We start from the raw sequence: 16,469 nt of genomic DNA, 5'->3' as shown, positions 1-16,469 counted from the left end.
CCTCGTCGAAGCAACCTCACCGGCCGGTGCCGTCCCTGGCCCTGGCGCCGCTCAGAAGCGGTACTTGAGGCCCGCGATGGCGCTCCAGCCGTAGAACTCGTTCTCCGCCAGCCGGTCCGAGCGCCCGCCGCTGAGGAATTGCAGCGGCTCGTCGGTCACGTTGAGCAGTTCGAGCGACGCCGTCAGGCCGTTGCCGAAGTCGTAGCTGCCCTTCAGGTCCACCTGCGTGCGGGCGTCGACGTACAGGTCGCTGTCGCGGTCCTCGCCGACCTCGTCGAGGTACTCGCTGCGGTAAGCCACCGCGGCGCGCAACTCGAAGCCGCGCTTCTCGTAGAACAACGCGAAGTTCGCGAGATGGTCCGACTGCAGGAAGAACGGCAGCTTGTCGTCGCGGCCGAACACCGTCGCCTCACTGTCGGTGAAGGTGTAGTTCAGCGCCACGCCGAAGCCGCTGAAGGGCGACGGCAGGCCGGTGAACTGCTTCTGGTAGTTGAGCTCGATGCCGAGGATCTCGCCGCTGTCGGCGTTCTCCGGCCGGCTGAGCTCGAGCTCGCTGAAGAAACGGCCCTCGAAGTCCGTGTTCTCCAGCTCCGTGACCTGGGTGTAGATCGGGCTCTCGATATCCTTGTAGAACAAGCCCAGCGCCACCAGGCCGCCGCCGGCCGGGTACCATTCCACCGAGGCGTCCCAGTTCATCGACTCCAGCGGATCCAGGTCCGGGTTGCCCTCCTCGACCGAGCCCTCGAAGACGTCCACGTCCACCGGGTCGACCTCGAAGATGCGGAAGGGCGCCAGGTCCTCGTAGTTGGCGCGGCCGATGGTGTTGGTCCAGGCGGCGCGGACGACCACGTCCTCGCGCGCGGCCCAGCGCGCCTGCAGGCCCGGCAGCCAGTTGGTGTAGCTGTTGCTGCCGAACCGCGTGGGCAGGTCCGCGGCCAGGTCGCCGTCCTCGAAGGTGATGTCCGGGGCCTGGGAGTCGATATCGGTGCGCTCGACGCGGACGCCGCCGACCAGCCAGAGGTTGGTGTAGTCGATGCCACCCATGAGATAGCCGGCGGTGACGTCCTCTTCGACCACGAAGTCGGACTCGGCGCTTTTTTCGCGGCTGTCGTCATCGCTGATCTCGAAGCTGCCGAGATTGGCCGCCAGGAAGGCGTTGGCCGCCTGGTGGTCGATCGCGGGGCCGATGTTGTAGCAGCGCTGGTCGCAGAAAAAGCCCCGCTTGCCCGGCCGGCTGAGGCCGCTCATCGTCAGGTCGCCGTCGAAGCCGTCGTAGACGATCGCGGTCTCGTCGCTGGTCTTCTCGCGCCCGGTGAACTTGCCACCGAACTTGAGGTAGGCCGGGCGCTGGTCGAAGGTGAAGTCGCGGCGGAAATCCAGCCGCAGGGCATTGAGGTCTTCCTCGACGATCTGGTTGGCGACCTCGAGCTCGTCGAACTCGAAGTTGGCCGGCTCGTCGAACTCCGGCCCGGCGTCGACATCGAAGAAGAAGCTCGAAGTATCGTAGGTCATCGGCAGCACGTCGGCCAGGGCGAACTTCCATTCCTCGTCGTAGGGCGTGTCCTGCTCGGCCTTGCCGAAGGTATAGGCAGCCTCCACGGTCCAGCTGCCCAGCAGGAATTCGCCGCCGAGGGTGCTGTTGAAGATCGACTGTTCCTCGCGGCGGTCCTTGGAGGCCCGCTCGCCCTCGCCCTCGGTGAAGGTGCCGGAAATCGGCGTCTGGTCGATCAAGTCGCCGTTGCGGTAGTCCCACAGCGTCTCGAGCCGCTGCTCGGTGTCGCGGAACTCGTTCCAGATGTTGCGCAGGTAGACGCGCGTGCCGTCGCGCGGCTGCCATTCGAGGTTGGCCACCACGCTGGTACGCACGCGCTCGAGCGTGTAGTCGCGCAGCACGAGCTCTTCGGGCACGAAGAAGTCGCCCTCTTCTTCCCAGATGTTGCCGCCCTGCACGTTCTCCGACTCGAACTCGCGCTCCGAGTGGCTCGCGCTCAGGAGCACGCCGAACTGCTCATCCGGCCCGAACAGATCGCCCCAGCTCGCGCTCACGCCGAAGGGGCTCTCGCCGTTCATGTCGTAGTAGCCGTACTCGGCAGCCACTTCGCCGCGCTCACCCTCGCGCAGATCGAAGGCGCTCGGGGTCACCAGGTTCACGGAGCCGCCCACGGCGTTGCCGTCCATGTCCGGCGTTACCGTCTTGGTGACCTCGAGCCTGGCGAGCACGTTGGACGGGATGGTGTCCAGCGCGATGCGGCGGTCGCTCTCGGGCGCGCCGATGATCGCGCCGTCGATGGTCACGTTGTTCAGCGCCGCGTCGATACCGCGCACGGAGACATAGCGGCCTTCGCCCTGGTCAATGGTGATCGACACGCCGGGGACGCGCTGCAGCGCCTCGGCCGCGTTGCGGTCGGGCAGCTTGCCCACGTCGTTGGAGGTGACCGAATCGCGGATCACGTCCGCATAACGCTTGTCCTGGATCGAGTCCAGCTGGGCGGCGCGGAAGCCGGTCACCACGACCTCTTCCATCGGCCCGGCGGCGGCCAGCGCGACGGGACGCTCGACGACGCCGGTGGCCGGCACCGCGACGTTCAGCGTCACCGATTCGTAGCCCGAGGACCGGACCTGGATGTCATACGTGCCCTCGGCGAGGTTGCGCACGCGATAGCGCCCGGCCGCGTCCGCTACGGCGCGGATGTTGCCCGGGTTAACGGTGATCGCGGCGCCGGCCAGCTGGCGGCCGGTGGCCTCGTCGACCACCCGGCCGGTGATGTCGCCGGCGACGGCGGGCAGGGCGAACAGGGTCAGCGCGGCAGCGCCGGGAAGGAGCAGGTACCTGGTCTTCATTCTCTCGATCCTGGTGGCGCGCCGGAACAGCCCCGGCGCAAAACGCGGAACATTGAAACAGGCCGGTGTTACGGAATGATTAAGGCGGCGCCAGGGCCTTGGTCCCCGACCAGCCGGCCGCGGGAATATCTATTTATTGTCCCTAATTATCGAAGATGTTATTTTCATCGCCGCTGCATGTAATTTTTATTAATGCGTGGATATTAACCGGGTGATAACTTGAAAATGTCGCAGAAATTAAAAGAACTACGCGCCAAGGAAGCGAGGCTCGCCAAGCTCACGGCAGAACTCAAGGCCCTCGAGAACGACAAGGAACTGAAGACCGACCTGAAGTTGCGGGAAGAGATCGAGGCGCTGCTGAAGAAGCACAACCGGCCGGCCACGGTGCTGGCCGAGCTGTTCGACCTGAAGGGCGGGCGCGGCCCCGGCAAGGGCGCCGGGGGCGGCCGGGCCAAGGCCGCGGGCCCGGTGCGCAAGCGCCGCCGCCGCCGGCTGAAGATTTACACCAACCCGGTCACGGGCGAGGTGGTCAAGACCCGCGGCGCCAACCACAAGATATTGAAAGCGTGGAAGGCCGAGCACGGCTCGGAGACGGTCGAGGGCTGGGCGCAGACCCAGGAATAACACGGCTGCCGTAACAGGCCGGGCACGCGTGAATTAAATAATAACTCCCGCGTGCCCGGCGCCGGTTGTTAATTCTTTTCCTGCTCTTCAATCCACGCCTGCATCCGCGCCTCCAGCGCCGACAGCGGCATGCCGCCCTCGCCCAGCAGGTGGTCGTGGAAAGCGCGGATATCGAAATCCGCGCCCAGCGCAACCTCGGCCTCGGAACGCAGCCGGCGGATGAGCAGCTCCCCGATCTTGTAAGCCAGGGCCTGGCCCGGCCAGGCGATGTAACGCGCGACCTCCGTGCGGACGTTGTGGGGCGCCAGCGCAGAGTTCTCCAGCAGGCAGGCTTCGGCCTGCTCGACGGTCCAGCCGTACCAGTGGATACCGGTGTCGATCACCAGCCGGCAGGCGCGCCACATCTCGAACGTCAGCCGGCCGAAGTGCTCGTAGGGCGTGGTGTACAGCCCCATGTCGATGGCCAGGTACTCGGTGTAGAGGCCCCAGCCCTCGCCGTAGGCCGTGATATAGCTCTGGCGGCGGAACTCGGGCACGCCCTCGAGCTCCTGGGAGACCGAGAACTGGTGGTGATGCCCCGGCACGCCCTCGTGCACCGTCAGCGCCGGCAGCTCGTACAGCGGCCGCTGGTCGAGCGCGTAGGTGTTCACCATGTAGCCGCCGGCCACGCCGCCTTCGAGGTCGCCCGGCCAGTAGCGGCCGGTGGTGTAGTTCGGCGCCATCGACGCCGGCACCGGCCGCACGCCGTAGGGCAGCCGCGGCAGGTTGCGGAAAAAACGCGGCATCTGGTCGTCGGCCCGCTTGGCGATCCAGGCCGCGTGCATCAGCAGCTCTGCCTCGCTCCGGGCGTAGAACTGCGGGTCGGTGCGCAGGAACTGCAGGAACTCGGCGAAGCTGCCCTCGAAGCCGGTCTGCGCGATCACCTTCTCCATCTCGGCGCGGATGCGCGCCACCTCGGCCCGCCCGACCTCGTGCACCTGCTCGGGGGTCATGTCGCGGGTGGTGTGGTAGCGCACCAGCTCGCGATAGTAGTCGCGCCCGCCCGGTACGGCGGAAATCCCCACGGTCTCGCGCGGCGCCGCCAGGTACTCGTCGCGGAAGAAGGCCAGCAGCGCCTGGTAGGCCGGCAGCGCATGTTGCTCGATCGCTGCCAGCGCCTCGGCGTGCAGGCGGGCCCGCTCGGCCGCCGGCACCTGCGCCGGCAGGCTCTCGAGCGGTGCGAAGAGCATGCTCTCCGCCGCCGGCGTGTTCGCCAGCGTCTCGACCTGGGTTATGACGCCGGGCAGGATGTACGCCGGCTGCACCACGCCGGTTTCCAGCCCGCGCCGCAGCCAGGCGACCTGCTGCTCGAAATAGCCCGGGATCCTCTCGATGCGCCGGATCCAGGCCTCGGCCTCGGCCACCGTGCGCGGACGGGTGGAGAGCGCCAGCGAACCGGGGTAGGAGAAGAAGCCGCTGTCGTTGGTGAAGGCGATGCGCTCGGGCTCGAAGGCCGCGAGGACCACCGCCGAGCCCAGCAGGTAGTCCAGCACGGCGTGACTGACCTGCTGGCGCGGGTCCAGTGCGTCGGGGTCGATGGCCTCGAGCCGCGCCAGGAACGCCGCATTGGCCTCGTTGCGCGCCGCGACCGCATCGAAGGAGCCGTCGGGCCAGCGCCCGGCCGCCTCGAGATCGCCCTGCCGGCCCGCCGCGACGGGGTTCTGGGCCAGGCGCCAGGCCTCGTAGTCGGCGACCAGGGCGTCGAACTCGGCGACCGGGTCGGGGCGTACGGTGGCGCAGCCGGCGAGCAGGCTCGCGGCGATTATGGAAACCAGCAGTCGAAGCATCGGGCAGACCTCGGGCGAAGCGAGCGCGGATTATAGCCCCGGCAACAGTCGCACCTGGCCGAAGCGGCGCGCCCGCGCGAAATACCGCCGGTCCGCCGTCACGAGCTCGGCCGCCGGAAAGTGGAGCGCCGTCGCGTGATAGAGGGTATCGAAGAGGTGGGCTCCGGTCCGTTGTGCGAGGTCGGCTCCGACCCGGTAGACATCATCCTCCTGCCAGGTCTCCATCTCGATCGCCAGCAGGTCGTCCAGGGCGGCCTGCCATCCTTCCGGCCACTTGCGCACCAGCACGGCAGCCATCTCGGCGATGAAATGCGGCGGCTGCAGGAGGCGCACGTCCCCGGCGGCGACCGCCGCCAGCAACTCCAGCGCGGCTTCCGACCCGGCGCTCTCGTCCTCGAGGCGAAAGAACCACTGCAGGGCAACGCTGGCGTCCAGTACCCGGATCAAGGACGGCCCGCTCGCCTGGCCGCGTCGAGTTCGTTCGTGCCGGCCACCGGCGCGCGGTCGCGGCGCGCCAGGATGCGCCGGATGGCCGCCCGGCTGCGGGCCTGGCGCTGCTGGCGCTGGACCGCCTCGCGCATGAGGGCCGCGATCACCGCGCTCTTGTTCTGGCCCGCGAAGGCCTCGTTGAACGCGTCCCGGACATCGTCGGGGACGCTGAAATTGACGGTCGCTATTGGCCGGTCCATTGTTGAAACTTTCAACAACGTTACCTCTCGGTCGCGACCCGATAAAGCGCCAGCATAGGGGTGGTGCCGACTGCCGGACAGCCGGGATTCGCGGGCCGGGAAACTGGATTCAGCGCCAGCGCGCGATGGCGTCGAGCATGCCGCGGGTCGAGGCGTCGCCGCCCTGGAAGCCGTCCGGCTCCGCCACGGCGTCGGTCATCTCGCGGGCCAGGCGCTTGCCGAGCTCCACGCCGGGCTGGTCGAAGGCGTTGAGCCCCCAGATGATGCTCTCGACGAAGACCTTGTGCTCGTACAGGGCCACCAGCTTGCCCAGGGTCTCGGGGTCGAGCTTCTGGAACAGCAGCGTGGTGCTGGGCCGGTTCCCTGGGGACTGTCCCCAGGACCGGTCCTGGGGACAGTCCCCATCCGACAGCGCCCGCGCCTGGGCCAGCATGTTCGCCAGCGCCAGGTCGTGCTGCTCCTGCGAAGGCCCGGACGCCTGCACCGGCGCCAGGAAGTCGATCGCGACCTGCTGCGTGCCCTGGTGCAGCAGCTGGAAGAAGCTGTGCTGGGCGTTCGAGCCGGGCTCGCCCCACAGCACCGGCGCAGTGTCCACGGTGACCTTGGCGCCGTCGCGCTGCCGGGCCTTGCCGTTGGACTCCATGTGCAGCTGCTGGAGATACGCGGGGAAGCGGGCCAGCCGGCTGTCGTAGGGCAGCACGGCGAGGCTGTTGCAGCCGAGGAAGTTGGTGTTCCAGGCCGACAGCAGCCCCATCAGCACCGGCAGGTTGGCGTCCAGCGGCGCGTCGCGGAAGTGCCGGTCCATGGCCCGGCCGCCGGCCAGCAGGGCGCGGAAGTTGTCCATGCCGATGCCCAGCGCGATCGAGAGCCCGACCGCCGACCAGAGCGAGTACCGGCCGCCGACGAAATCCCAGAAGCCGAAGCGGTTGGCCGGCGAGATGCCGAACTCGTCCATGGCCTCGTGGTTGGTGGAGACGCCGACGAAGTGGGTGCGCACCGCCTCGGCGCCGTAGCGCTGCACGAACCATTCCCGCGCGGCCCGCGCGTTGGTCAGCGTCTCGAGCGTGGTGAAGGTCTTGGAGCAGATCACGAACAGCGTGGTGGCCGGGTCGATCTTCGCCAGCACGTCGCCGAGGCCGACGCCGTCGATGTTGGAGACGCAGTGCACCCGCATCCCGGGCGCCCGGTAGTTGGCCAGCGCGCCGACGGCCATCTCGATGCCGAGATCCGAGCCGCCGATGCCGATGTTCACCACGTCGGTGAGGTGGCGGCCGGTGCCGTGGCCGGCGTACTGGCCCGAGTGCACGGCATGGACGAACGCCTCCATCCGGTCGAGCACCTCGTGCACGGCGGCGGTGGCGTCGAAGTCGCCGTCGAAATAGGGGTCGTCGCGGTCCGAGCGCAGCGCCACGTGCAGCACCGCCCGGTCCTCGCTGTTGTTGATGTGCTCGCCGGCGAACATGCGCTCGCGCATGACCTCGACGCCGGTCTCGCGGGCGAGCCGGTTCAGCAGCTTGAGGGTCTTGCGGGTGAGGAGGTTGCGCGAGAAGTCGAGCAGCAGGCCCTCGGCCTCGACCGAGAAGCGGGTGAAGCGCTCCGGGTCGCGCCGGAACAGGTCGCGCAGGTGACGCTTCTTCAGGTCCTGCCGGCAGTGGTCTTTGAGCGCGCCCCAGGACTTCAGGCCCTTCGGCCACACGGTCTTCTTGCTTCCCATCCGCTAAGCTCCACCGTCACCGGCCACGCCGGATCATCCCCGGTGCTCGTTACGGTAATAAGACAGGTACCAGTCCACGAAGCGGCTCACGCCCTCTTCCACCGGCGTGCTCGGGCGATAGCCGACATCCGTCGCCAGCGCCTCGACGTCGGCCCAGGTGTCGGGCACGTCGCCCGGCTGCAGCGGCAGCAGGTTCTTCTCGGCGGTCTTGCCCAGCTTCTGCTCCAGGATCTCGATATAGCGCATCAGCTCCACCGGGCCCTGGTTGCCGATGTTGTAGAGACGATACGGGGCGAAGCTGGTGCCCGGGTCCGGGGCGTCGCTGTCCCAGTCCGGGTTCGGCTCGGCCGTCCGGTCCAGGCAGCGCACCACGCCCTCCACGATGTCGTCGACATAGGTGAAGTCGCGCTTGTGGTTGCCGTAGTTGAAGACATCGATCGGCTGGCCTTCCAGGATCGCCTTGGTGAACTTGAACAGCGCCATGTCCGGCCGGCCCCACGGCCCGTAGACCGTGAAGAAACGCAGCCCGGTCGTCGGCAGCTGGTACAGCGCCGCATAGGTGTGGCACATGAGCTCGTTGGCCTTCTTCGTGGCGGCGTAGAAGGACAGCGGGTGGTCCACGTTCTGGTGCACCGAGAAGGGCATCCTGGTGTTGGCGCCATAGACCGAGCTGGTCGAGGCATAGACAAGGTGCTCCACGCCGCCGTGCCGGCAGCCCTCGAGCAGGTTGGTGTGCCCGACCAGGTTGCTCTCGACGTAGGCCATGGGGTTCTCGAGCGAATAGCGCACCCCGGCCTGGGCCGCGAGATGCACCACGCGATCGAACTTCTCCGTCTTGAACAGCTCCTGCATGCCGCTGCGGTCGCAGAGGTCGAGCTTGCGGAAACGCCAGTTGGAGTAGTTCTGCAGCCGGCTCAGGCGGGCGCGCTTGAGCGTGGGGTCGTAGTACTCGTTGAGGTTGTCCATGCCGACAACCTCGTCCCCCCGTTCCAGCAGGTACTTCGCCGTGTGATTGCCGATAAAGCCGGCCGCGCCGGTGACGAGCACTTTCATTAACAGAATCCGTCCTTGGCCTCGCGTTGGAACGCTGGAGACCTATACATATTAATGTCTCTTGCACCTGATTGCGTCGTTCTTGGCGCAGCCACCCCGTCCGACTATCATTGCCGACTTGCACGACGCCCTGGACTGATCCCCCCGTGAACAGCAAACCGCTCAATTTCGCGCTGATGGGACTGGCTCTGCTGGCCATCTGGCTGCTGCTGTCCGGCCTGTACAAGCCGGTGCTGCTCACCTTCGCCGTGCTGTCCGTGCTCCTCACCCTGTGGCTGTCCGCCCGCATGGGCGTCATTGATGCGGAGCACCACCCGGTCTGGGCGGTCGCCCGCTACCTGCCCTACTGGCCCTGGCTCTCCGTCGAGATCGTGAAGTCGAGCCTCGACGTGGCCCGCCGCGTGCTGTCGCCCGCCATGCCCATCAGCCCGACCGTGTTCGAGGTCGACGCCAGCCAGCATACGACAATGGGCCGGGTGGTCTATGCGAACTCCATCACGCTGACGCCGGGCACCGTGACCCTGGCGCTCGACGGCAGCCGCCTCACGGTGCACGCCCTGTCGAGCGACACCATCGACTACCTGCTCAGCGGCGAAATGGACCGCCGCGTCACCCGTGCCGAGGGCCAACGCGCCGGGAACGAGCCGGAGCCGCCGTCACGATGATCATCGCCGCGATCCTCGCCATCATGGTCACGATGGCGCTCGCAGTGACGCGCGCGCTGCTGGGCAAGACCGTCTACGACCGCATCCTGGCGGTGAACGTCTTCGGCACCAAGACGGTGCTGCTGATCGCCGCGCTGGCCTTCCTCACCGGCCGGCCGGACGTGCTGGACATCGCGCTGGCCTACGCCCTGATCAACTTCATCGGCGTGATCGCGGTGCTGCGCTATTTCGAGTACGGCGGCCCCGAAGAGGACCTCCGCTGATGGACCTCGTCATCGACCTGCTCAGCTGGTTCCTGATCCTGGTCGGCGGCGCCTTCGGCATCATCGGCGGCATCGGCCTGCTGCGGCTGCCGGATTTCTTCAGCCGCATCCACGCCGCCAGCCTGACCGACTCGATGTGCGCCCCCTGCATCATCGGCGGGCTGATGCTGCAGTCGGGCCTCAGCCTGGTGACCGTGAAGCTGGCGTTCCTGCTGGTGTTCCTGTTCCTGACCAGCCCGACGGCCTCGCACGCCCTGGCCAAGGCGGCCCTGCACGGGGGCCTGCATCCGGGCGCCCGCCACCCGAGCGCCGGGGAGCCGCCCGCGAACGGCGGCCATGAGGCGGCCGACGGGGCGCAGGGCTGATGGATACCGTCGTCGACATTCTGCTGCTGGCTTTCCTGGCCGTCTGCGCCATCGCGATCCTCCGGCTGCGCGACCTGTTCGCCATGGCCATGATGTTCGGCCTGTTCAGCCTGATCACGGCGGGGCTGTTCACCACCATGGACGCGCCGGACGTCGCCTTCACGGAAGCGGCGGTCGGCGCCGGCATCTCGACCATCCTGATGCTCGCCACGCTGGCCCAGACGGCGCGCCGCGAACAGCCGGTCACCGGCCGGAGCAAGCTGCTGCCGCTGCTGGTGGTGTGGGTGACGGGCGCCGTCCTGATCTACGGCACCGTGGACCTCCCGGCCTTCGGCGACCCCTCGGCCCCGGTCCACACTCACGTCGCCCCCTACTACCTGCAGCAGTCGACGGCGGATATCGGCATCCCCAACGTGGTCGCCTCGATCCTGGCCAGTTACCGCGGCTACGACACCCTGGGCGAGGTGGTGGTGGTGTTCGCGGCCGTGGTCGGGGTGCTGGCGCTGCTGGGGCTGCGCGCCCGGCCGCCCCGGGTGGTGCGCCGCCCGGTACGGCGTCTCGACCAGCACGCGGTACTGAAAGTGATCGCCAAGCTGGTGGTGCCGGTGATCCTGCTGTTCGCCCTCTACGTGCAGTTCCACGGCGAGTACAGCCCGGGCGGCGGCTTCCAGGCCGGCGTGATCTTCGCCGCCGCCATCATCCTGTTCGCGCTGGTCTTCGGGCTCGACGAGGCCCGCCAGGTGATTCCGCCGCGGGTGCTGCAGAGGCTCCCCGCCGCCGGCGTGCTGATCTTCGGCGGCACCGGGCTGCTCACCATGCTGCTGGGCGGCAACTACCTGGACTACGACATGCTGCGCGAGTCGCCGCAGAAGGCCCAGCAGATGGGCATCATCATGGTGGAAATCGGCGTCGGCGTGACGGTGGCCTCGGTGATGCTGCTGATCTATTTCACTTTCGCCGAGCGCGGCCGCCACCGGCGCCCCGACGGGAACGGCGACGACGGACCGGGAGGCGCGGCGGAATGAGCTTCTTCGCCCACTACAACTACCACCTCGCCATCATCCTGGCGATGATCGGCCTCTACACCATGATCTCGCGCACCAACCTGGTGAAGAAGGTGGCGGGCCTGAACATCTTCCAGGTCTCGGTGTTCATCCTGTTCATCAGCCTGGGGGTGGTCGAGGACGGCACGGTGCCGATCCTGAGCGAGGGCTACACGGCCTACTCGAACCCGCTGCCGCACGTGCTGATCCTCACCGCCATCGTGGTCGGCGTGGCCACCACCGCGCTGGCCCTCGCCCTGATCGTACGGATCAACGAGGCCTACGGCACGGTGGAGGAAGACCAGGTCCAGGCCAAGGACGAAGAGCCCTGAGCACGGCGTCCCACATGCTCCCGCTGATCGTGGTCGTGCCCATGCTGGGCGCGGCGGTGGCGGCGCTGTTGCCGGCCGGCCGCCTGCCCTGGCTGTGGGCCACGGCGGTGAGCTGGTTCATGCTCTGGGCCGCGGCCGGGCTCGCCGCCCAGGCCATGGACCTCGGCGTGCTCAGTTACTGGATGGGGGGCTGGGCGCCGCCCTTCGGCATCGAGTACCGCCTCGACCCGGCCAACGCCCTGCTGGCGCTGCTGATCGCCCTGCTGGCGGCGGTCGTGCTGCCCTACGCCGGGCCGAGCCTGGCCAGCGAGGTGCCGGAGCGCAAGACGCCCTATCTCTACGCCGCGCTGCTGCTGTTCCTCGCCGGCCAGATGGGCATCTCGGTCACCGGCGACGCCTTCAACGTGTTCGTCTTCCTCGAGATCTCCTCGCTGGCGACCTACACCCTGATCGGCCTCGGCCGGGACCGCCGCGCCCTCACCGCGTCGTTCTCCTACCTCATCATGGGCACGGTCGGCGCCACCTTCTTCCTGATCGGCGTCGGACTGCTGTACGCGCTGACGGGCACGCTCAACATGGCCGACCTCGCCGCGCGCATCCCGGCGGTGGCGGAAACGCGGACCGTGCACACTGCCTTCGCCTTCATCGTGGTGGGCGTCTGCCTCAAGCTGGCGCTGTTCCCGCTCCACCTGTGGCTGCCCAACGCCTACACCTACGCGCCCAGCGCCGTCACCGCGCTGATGGCCGCGACCGCCACCAAGGTGGCGATCTACGTCCTGGTCCGCTTCATCTACACCGTCTTCGGCCCGGCCTTCGCCTTCGGCGACATGCCCACCGCGCACCTGCTGGTGCCGCTGGCGGTGATCGGCCTGCTCAGCACCTCGGTGGTGGCGATCGGCCAGGGCGACATCAAGCGCATGCTGGCCTACTCCTCGGTGGCCCAGATCGGCTACATGGTGCTGGGCATCGGCATGGCGACCGCGCTCGGCCTCACGGCCGCCCTGCTGCACGTGTTCAACCACGCGCTGATGAAAGGCGCGCTGTTCCTGGCGCTCGGCTGCATCGCCTACCGGCTCGGCACCACCCAGCTGGCGGTCTTCCCGGGTCTCGGCCGGCGCATGCCCTGGACCATGGCAGCCTTCGTCGCCGGCGGCCTGAGCCTGATCGGCGTGCCGCTGACGGTCGGGTTCATCAGTAAGTGGCACCTGGTGCTGGCGGCCATCGAGCTCGGCTGGTGGCCGATCGTCGCCGTGATCATCGTCGGCTCGCTGCTGGCGATCATCTACATCTGGCGCGTCGTCGAGGTGGCCTACCTGCAGCCGGCCGAGGACCCGGGCCGCTGCGAGGCGCCGCTGGCCCTGCTGGTGCCGACCTGGATCCTGGTCGGCCTGAACTTCTGGTTCGGCATCGACACCCGCGTCACCATCGGCATCGCCGAACGGGCGGCCGCCATGCTGACCGTCGGGCTCAACGGAGGCGCGCCATGATCCCGAGCGCCTCCACCGCGCTGGAGATCGCGATCCTGGTGCCGCTGGTCGGCGCCCTGCTGATCGTCCTCACCGGCAAGCGCCCGAACCTGCGCGAGACGGTGACCCTGGTCACCGCCGTGGCGCTGTTCGGCGTGGTGCTGCGCATCCTCTGGAGCCTGCGGCGCGAGGAAGTCATCGAGATCACGCTGATCGAGATGATGCCGGGGCTCAGCATCGCCTTCCACACCGAGCCGCTGTCGATCCTGTTCGCGCTGCTCGCCAGCTTCCTGTGGATCGTGACCTCGGTCTATTCGATCGGCTACATGCGCGGCAACAACGAGCAGCACCAGACGCGCTTCTATGCCTGCTTCGCCATCGCGCTGTCCGGCGCCATGGGCGTGGCCTTCGCGGCCAACCTGCTGACGCTGTTCGTGTTCTACGAGGTGCTGACGCTGTCCACCTACCCGCTGGTGGCGCACAAGGGGGACGAGAAGGCGAAACAGGGCGCCCGCACCTACCTCGGCATCCTGCTCGCCACCTCCATCGGCCTGTTCCTGCCGGCCATCATCTGGACCTATTCGGTAGCCGGCACGCTGGACTTCAGGCCGGGCGGAATCCTCGAGGGCCGCCTCAGCGGCGGCCTCGCGACCGTGCTGCTGCTGCTGTTCGTGCTCGGCGTCGGCAAGGCCGCCGTGATGCCCGTGCACCGCTGGCTGCCCGCGGCGATGGTGGCGCCGACGCCGGTCTCCGCGCTGCTGCACGCGGTGGCGGTGGTGAAGGCCGGCGTGTTCACCATCACCAAGATCGTCATCTACATCTTCGGCCTGGACTTTCTCGTCGAGGTGCCGACCGAGCGGCTGCTGGTCTACCTCGTCGGCTTCACCATCATCGCCGCCTCGACCGTGGCGCTGCGCCAGACCAACATCAAGCGCATGCTGGCCTACTCCACCATCAGCCAGCTGTCCTACATCGTGCTGGCGGCGCTGGTGCTGGCGCCGCTGTCGGAGATCGGCGCGGCCGTGCACATCGTCGCCCACGCCTTCGGCAAGATCACCCTGTTCTTCGCCGCCGGCGCCATCTACATCGCTTCCAGGAAGACCGAGATCACCCAGCTCTCGGGCATCGGCCGGCGCATGCCCTGGACCATGGCGGCCTTCGCCATCGGCGGGCTGTCGATGGTGGGCGTGCCGCCGACCGCCGGCTTCGTGTCGAAGTGGTACATGATTGCCGGCGCCTTCCAGAACGACAATTATTTCGTGCTGGCGGTGCTGGTCATCGCCACGGCGCTGAACGCGGCCTATTTCCTGCCGATCGTGTTCCGCGCCTTCTTCGACACCGAGGACGAGCCGCCGCAGAAAGACCACGGCGAGGCGCCCTGGCCGATGGTGGCGGCGCTGACCACCACGGCGGCGCTGGTATTGTTGTTCTTCGTCTTCAACGGCCCGGTGGTGGACCTCGAGTACGGCATCCTGAAAGGACCCGAATGAACGAGCGCGACGACAAGCACGACCACTGGCTGGCCCGGCCCGCCACCATCCGCTGGCTCTGGCGCGTCTTCGGCCTGGTGCTGGGCCTGGTGGTGGCGGCGCAGTTCTTCGTCGGGGTGCACGGCCACTTCGGCGTGGACGGCTGGTTCGGCTTCAACGCGGCTTTCGGCTTTTTCGCCTGCGTGGCCATGGTGCTGTTCGCGAAGGTGCTCGGCTGGCTGGTGAAGCGGCCGGAGCAGTATTACCGGGACCAGGAGCGCTGAGGACGGACGGGACACGATGTTCGAGCTGATCATTCCGCCGGCGTTCGTGATGCTCATCGGGGCCTTCCTGGTCGCGGTGTCGCGCCCCGGCCTGCGCCCGCTGATCGCGCTGGCCGCGCCGCTGGTCACGCTCTACGCCATCTGGCAGATCCCCGACGGCATCCAGCTCACCGCCACCTTCCTCGGCTACGAGGTCCAGGTCGTCGAGGGCGGCCCGGAACGGCGGCTGTTCGCCACCGTGTTCGCGCTGATGGGTTTCGGCGGCGTGCTGTTCGCCTTCCGCCAGGCCAAGTGGTACGAGCTGGCCGCCGCCATGGCCTACTCCGCGGGCGCCATCGGCGTGAGCTTCGCCGGTGACCTGATCGTGATGTTCCTGTTCTGGGAGCTGATGGCGCTGTTCTCGGTGATCGTGGTCTGGTGCGGCGGCACCTTCGGCTCCAAGCGCGCCGGCATCCGCTACATCATCATGCACCTGCTCGGCGGGATCATCCTGAAGGTGGGCATCGAGGGCATCATGATCCACACCGGCTCGGTGGAGATCAGGCCGCTGGCGCTGGACAACTTCGACACCTGGATGGTGTTCATCGGCATCCTGGTCAACGCCGCCGCGCCGCCCATCAGCGCCTGGCTGGCCGACGCCTATCCCGAGTCCTCGCCGACCGGCTCGGTGTTCCTCTCCGCCTTCACCACCAAGACGGCGGTGCTGGCGCTGATGCTGCTGTTCCCGGGCCAGCCGCTGCTGATCTGGATCGGGCTGTGGATGATTTTCTACGGCATCATCTACGCCCTGCTCGAGAACGACATCCGCCGCATCCTGTCCTACTCGATCATCAACCAGGTCGGGTTCATGGTGGTGGCGGTGGGGATCGGGACCGAAATGGCCCTCAACGGCGCCGCGGCGCATGCCTTCAGCCACATCTTCTACAAGGCCCTGCTGTTCATGAGCGCCGGCGCGGTGATCTACCAGACCGGCCGGCACAAGTGCTCGGAGCTGGGCGGCCTGTTCCGCACCATGCCGCTGACGACCATCTGCGGCACCATCGGCGCGCTGGCCATTTCCGCCTTCCCGCTCACCTCGGGCTTCATTTCGAAGTCGCTGACCGTCTCGGCCGCGGCCGGGGAGCACATGACCCTGGTGTGGTTCCTGCTGGTGGCGGCCTCGGCCGGCGTGTTCCTGCACGCCGGCATCAAGTTCCCGTGGTACGTGTTCTTCCAGCGGGACTCCGGGCTGCGGCCGAAGGATCCGCCGTGGAACATGCAGGCGGCCATGGTGCTGTTCGCCGTCGTGTGCATCGGGCTCGGCGTCTTCCCCGAGCTCCTCTACGGCCTGCTGCCCTACCCGGTCGACTACGTGCCCTACACCGCCGAGCACGTCATCACCCAGAGCCAGCTGCTGCTGTTCGCCGGCCTGGCCTTTTTCGTCATGCTGCCGCTGATGAAGCGGACGCTGACCATCAGCCTGGATCTCGACTGGTTCTGGCGCGTGGGCTGGGTGCGGCTGTTCCGCGGCTTCGAGGCGCTGCTCGGCGGCCTGCAGCGCGCCGCGAGCGCCCTGGCCTTCGGCCTGCTGCGTCGTTTCTCGGGCGAACTGATGCGCCATCACGGCGCCGAGGGCGTGCTGGCGCGGGCCTGGCCGATCGGCAGCATGCTGCTGTGGGTGGCCGTGCTGCTGGCCGTTCTGCTGCTATTGCGCTATGTTCCCGAGGCAGGCTCACCCTAGGGAGGCGTCGCAGCGCGGACGCGGCATGACACCGTTTCACCACTTAAGCTGGCTCGATTCCCGCCGCCGCGGCGCCATCGCCGCCGCGCTGCTGCTGGCGCTGGCCCTGCCGCTG

The 16,469-nt window shown here is 67.9% G+C and carries 16 protein-coding genes; 10 read left to right on the top strand and 6 right to left on the bottom strand.

Annotation, left to right across the window (positions count from 1 at the left end; all coding sequences use genetic code 11):
* Nucleotides 1-51 precede the first annotated feature (51 nt).
* A complete protein-coding gene (locus G6N75_RS02020; protein ID WP_165346400.1) occupies nucleotides 52-2,841 on the bottom strand; it encodes a TonB-dependent receptor in 2,790 nt (929 codons plus the stop codon).
* Between the two features lie 225 nt (nucleotides 2,842-3,066).
* On the opposite strand from G6N75_RS02020, the gene G6N75_RS02015 reads away from it, so the two are divergent.
* Complete coding sequence (locus G6N75_RS02015; protein ID WP_165346403.1) at nucleotides 3,067-3,465, top strand: histone-like nucleoid-structuring protein, MvaT/MvaU family; 399 nt, start codon at nucleotides 3,067-3,069, stop codon at nucleotides 3,463-3,465.
* A gap of 68 nt (nucleotides 3,466-3,533) precedes the next feature.
* Here G6N75_RS02015 and G6N75_RS02010 read toward each other — a convergent pair whose 3' ends face one another.
* From G6N75_RS02010 to G6N75_RS01990, 5 genes are all read right to left on the bottom strand, one after another.
* Nucleotides 3,534-5,291 (bottom strand): DUF885 family protein, encoded by a 1,758-nt coding sequence (locus G6N75_RS02010; RefSeq protein WP_165346399.1) that lies wholly within the window; start codon nucleotides 5,289-5,291, stop codon nucleotides 3,534-3,536.
* Between the two features lie 30 nt (nucleotides 5,292-5,321).
* Complete coding sequence (locus G6N75_RS02005; RefSeq protein ID WP_165346398.1) at nucleotides 5,322-5,738, bottom strand: type II toxin-antitoxin system VapC family toxin; 417 nt, start codon at nucleotides 5,736-5,738, stop codon at nucleotides 5,322-5,324.
* Nucleotides 5,735-5,995: a hypothetical protein gene (locus G6N75_RS02000; protein ID WP_240900879.1), complete on the bottom strand. Its 261-nt coding sequence runs from the start codon at nucleotides 5,993-5,995 to the stop codon at nucleotides 5,735-5,737. Before G6N75_RS02000 ends, G6N75_RS02005 begins: the two co-directional genes overlap by 4 nt.
* Before the next feature lie 94 nt (nucleotides 5,996-6,089).
* Entirely contained in the window at nucleotides 6,090-7,694 is a 1,605-nt protein-coding gene (pgi, locus tag G6N75_RS01995; RefSeq protein ID WP_165346397.1) for a glucose-6-phosphate isomerase, read from the bottom strand.
* 33 nt (nucleotides 7,695-7,727) lie between these two features.
* Nucleotides 7,728-8,747: an NAD-dependent epimerase gene (locus G6N75_RS01990; protein WP_165346396.1), complete on the bottom strand. Its 1,020-nt coding sequence runs from the start codon at nucleotides 8,745-8,747 to the stop codon at nucleotides 7,728-7,730.
* 146 nt (nucleotides 8,748-8,893) lie between these two features.
* On the opposite strand from G6N75_RS01990, the gene G6N75_RS01985 reads away from it, so the two are divergent.
* Genes G6N75_RS01985 through G6N75_RS01945 form a run of 9 tightly spaced genes read left to right on the top strand, consistent with a single transcriptional unit; the run spans nucleotide 8,894 to nucleotide 16,354 of the window.
* Complete coding sequence (locus G6N75_RS01985; RefSeq protein WP_165346395.1) at nucleotides 8,894-9,412, top strand: Na+/H+ antiporter subunit E; 519 nt, start codon at nucleotides 8,894-8,896, stop codon at nucleotides 9,410-9,412.
* Nucleotides 9,409-9,675, top strand: coding sequence for a monovalent cation/H+ antiporter complex subunit F (locus tag G6N75_RS01980; RefSeq protein ID WP_165346394.1), 267 nt, complete (start codon nucleotides 9,409-9,411; stop codon nucleotides 9,673-9,675). The genes G6N75_RS01985 and G6N75_RS01980 overlap by 4 nt, the downstream gene beginning before the upstream one ends.
* The gene (gene mnhG, locus G6N75_RS01975) at nucleotides 9,675-10,040 is read left to right on the top strand and encodes a monovalent cation/H(+) antiporter subunit G (protein WP_165346393.1); all 366 of its coding nucleotides are present in this window, start codon (nucleotides 9,675-9,677) and stop codon (nucleotides 10,038-10,040) included. The genes G6N75_RS01980 and mnhG overlap by 1 nt, the downstream gene beginning before the upstream one ends.
* Nucleotides 10,040-11,065: a DUF4040 domain-containing protein gene (locus G6N75_RS01970; protein ID WP_165346392.1), complete on the top strand. Its 1,026-nt coding sequence runs from the start codon at nucleotides 10,040-10,042 to the stop codon at nucleotides 11,063-11,065. The genes mnhG and G6N75_RS01970 overlap by 1 nt, the downstream gene beginning before the upstream one ends.
* On the top strand, nucleotides 11,062-11,415 hold the full coding sequence (locus G6N75_RS01965) for a cation:proton antiporter subunit C (RefSeq protein WP_165346391.1): 354 nt from the start codon (nucleotides 11,062-11,064) through the stop codon (nucleotides 11,413-11,415). Before G6N75_RS01970 ends, G6N75_RS01965 begins: the two co-directional genes overlap by 4 nt.
* Nucleotides 11,416-11,429: 14 nt before the next feature.
* Nucleotides 11,430-12,902: a monovalent cation/H+ antiporter subunit D family protein gene (locus G6N75_RS01960; RefSeq protein WP_165346390.1), complete on the top strand. Its 1,473-nt coding sequence runs from the start codon at nucleotides 11,430-11,432 to the stop codon at nucleotides 12,900-12,902.
* Nucleotides 12,899-14,371, top strand: a complete 1,473-nt coding sequence (locus tag G6N75_RS01955) for a monovalent cation/H+ antiporter subunit D family protein (RefSeq protein WP_165346389.1) — start codon at nucleotides 12,899-12,901, stop codon at nucleotides 14,369-14,371. Before G6N75_RS01960 ends, G6N75_RS01955 begins: the two co-directional genes overlap by 4 nt.
* Nucleotides 14,368-14,634: a hypothetical protein gene (locus G6N75_RS01950; RefSeq protein ID WP_206202861.1), complete on the top strand. Its 267-nt coding sequence runs from the start codon at nucleotides 14,368-14,370 to the stop codon at nucleotides 14,632-14,634. Before G6N75_RS01955 ends, G6N75_RS01950 begins: the two co-directional genes overlap by 4 nt.
* A gap of 16 nt (nucleotides 14,635-14,650) precedes the next feature.
* The gene (locus G6N75_RS01945; RefSeq protein ID WP_165346388.1) at nucleotides 14,651-16,354 is read left to right on the top strand and encodes a Na(+)/H(+) antiporter subunit D; all 1,704 of its coding nucleotides are present in this window, start codon (nucleotides 14,651-14,653) and stop codon (nucleotides 16,352-16,354) included.
* The last annotated feature ends 115 nt before the right edge of the window (nucleotides 16,355-16,469 follow it).

The sequence above is a fragment of the Thioalkalivibrio sp. XN8 genome, from assembly GCF_011058255.1.
Taxonomy (GTDB): domain Bacteria; phylum Pseudomonadota; class Gammaproteobacteria; order Steroidobacterales; family XN24; genus XN24.
The sequence above is the reverse complement of the archived record's forward strand: the minus strand, read 5'-3'. Positions and strand labels throughout refer to the sequence as shown.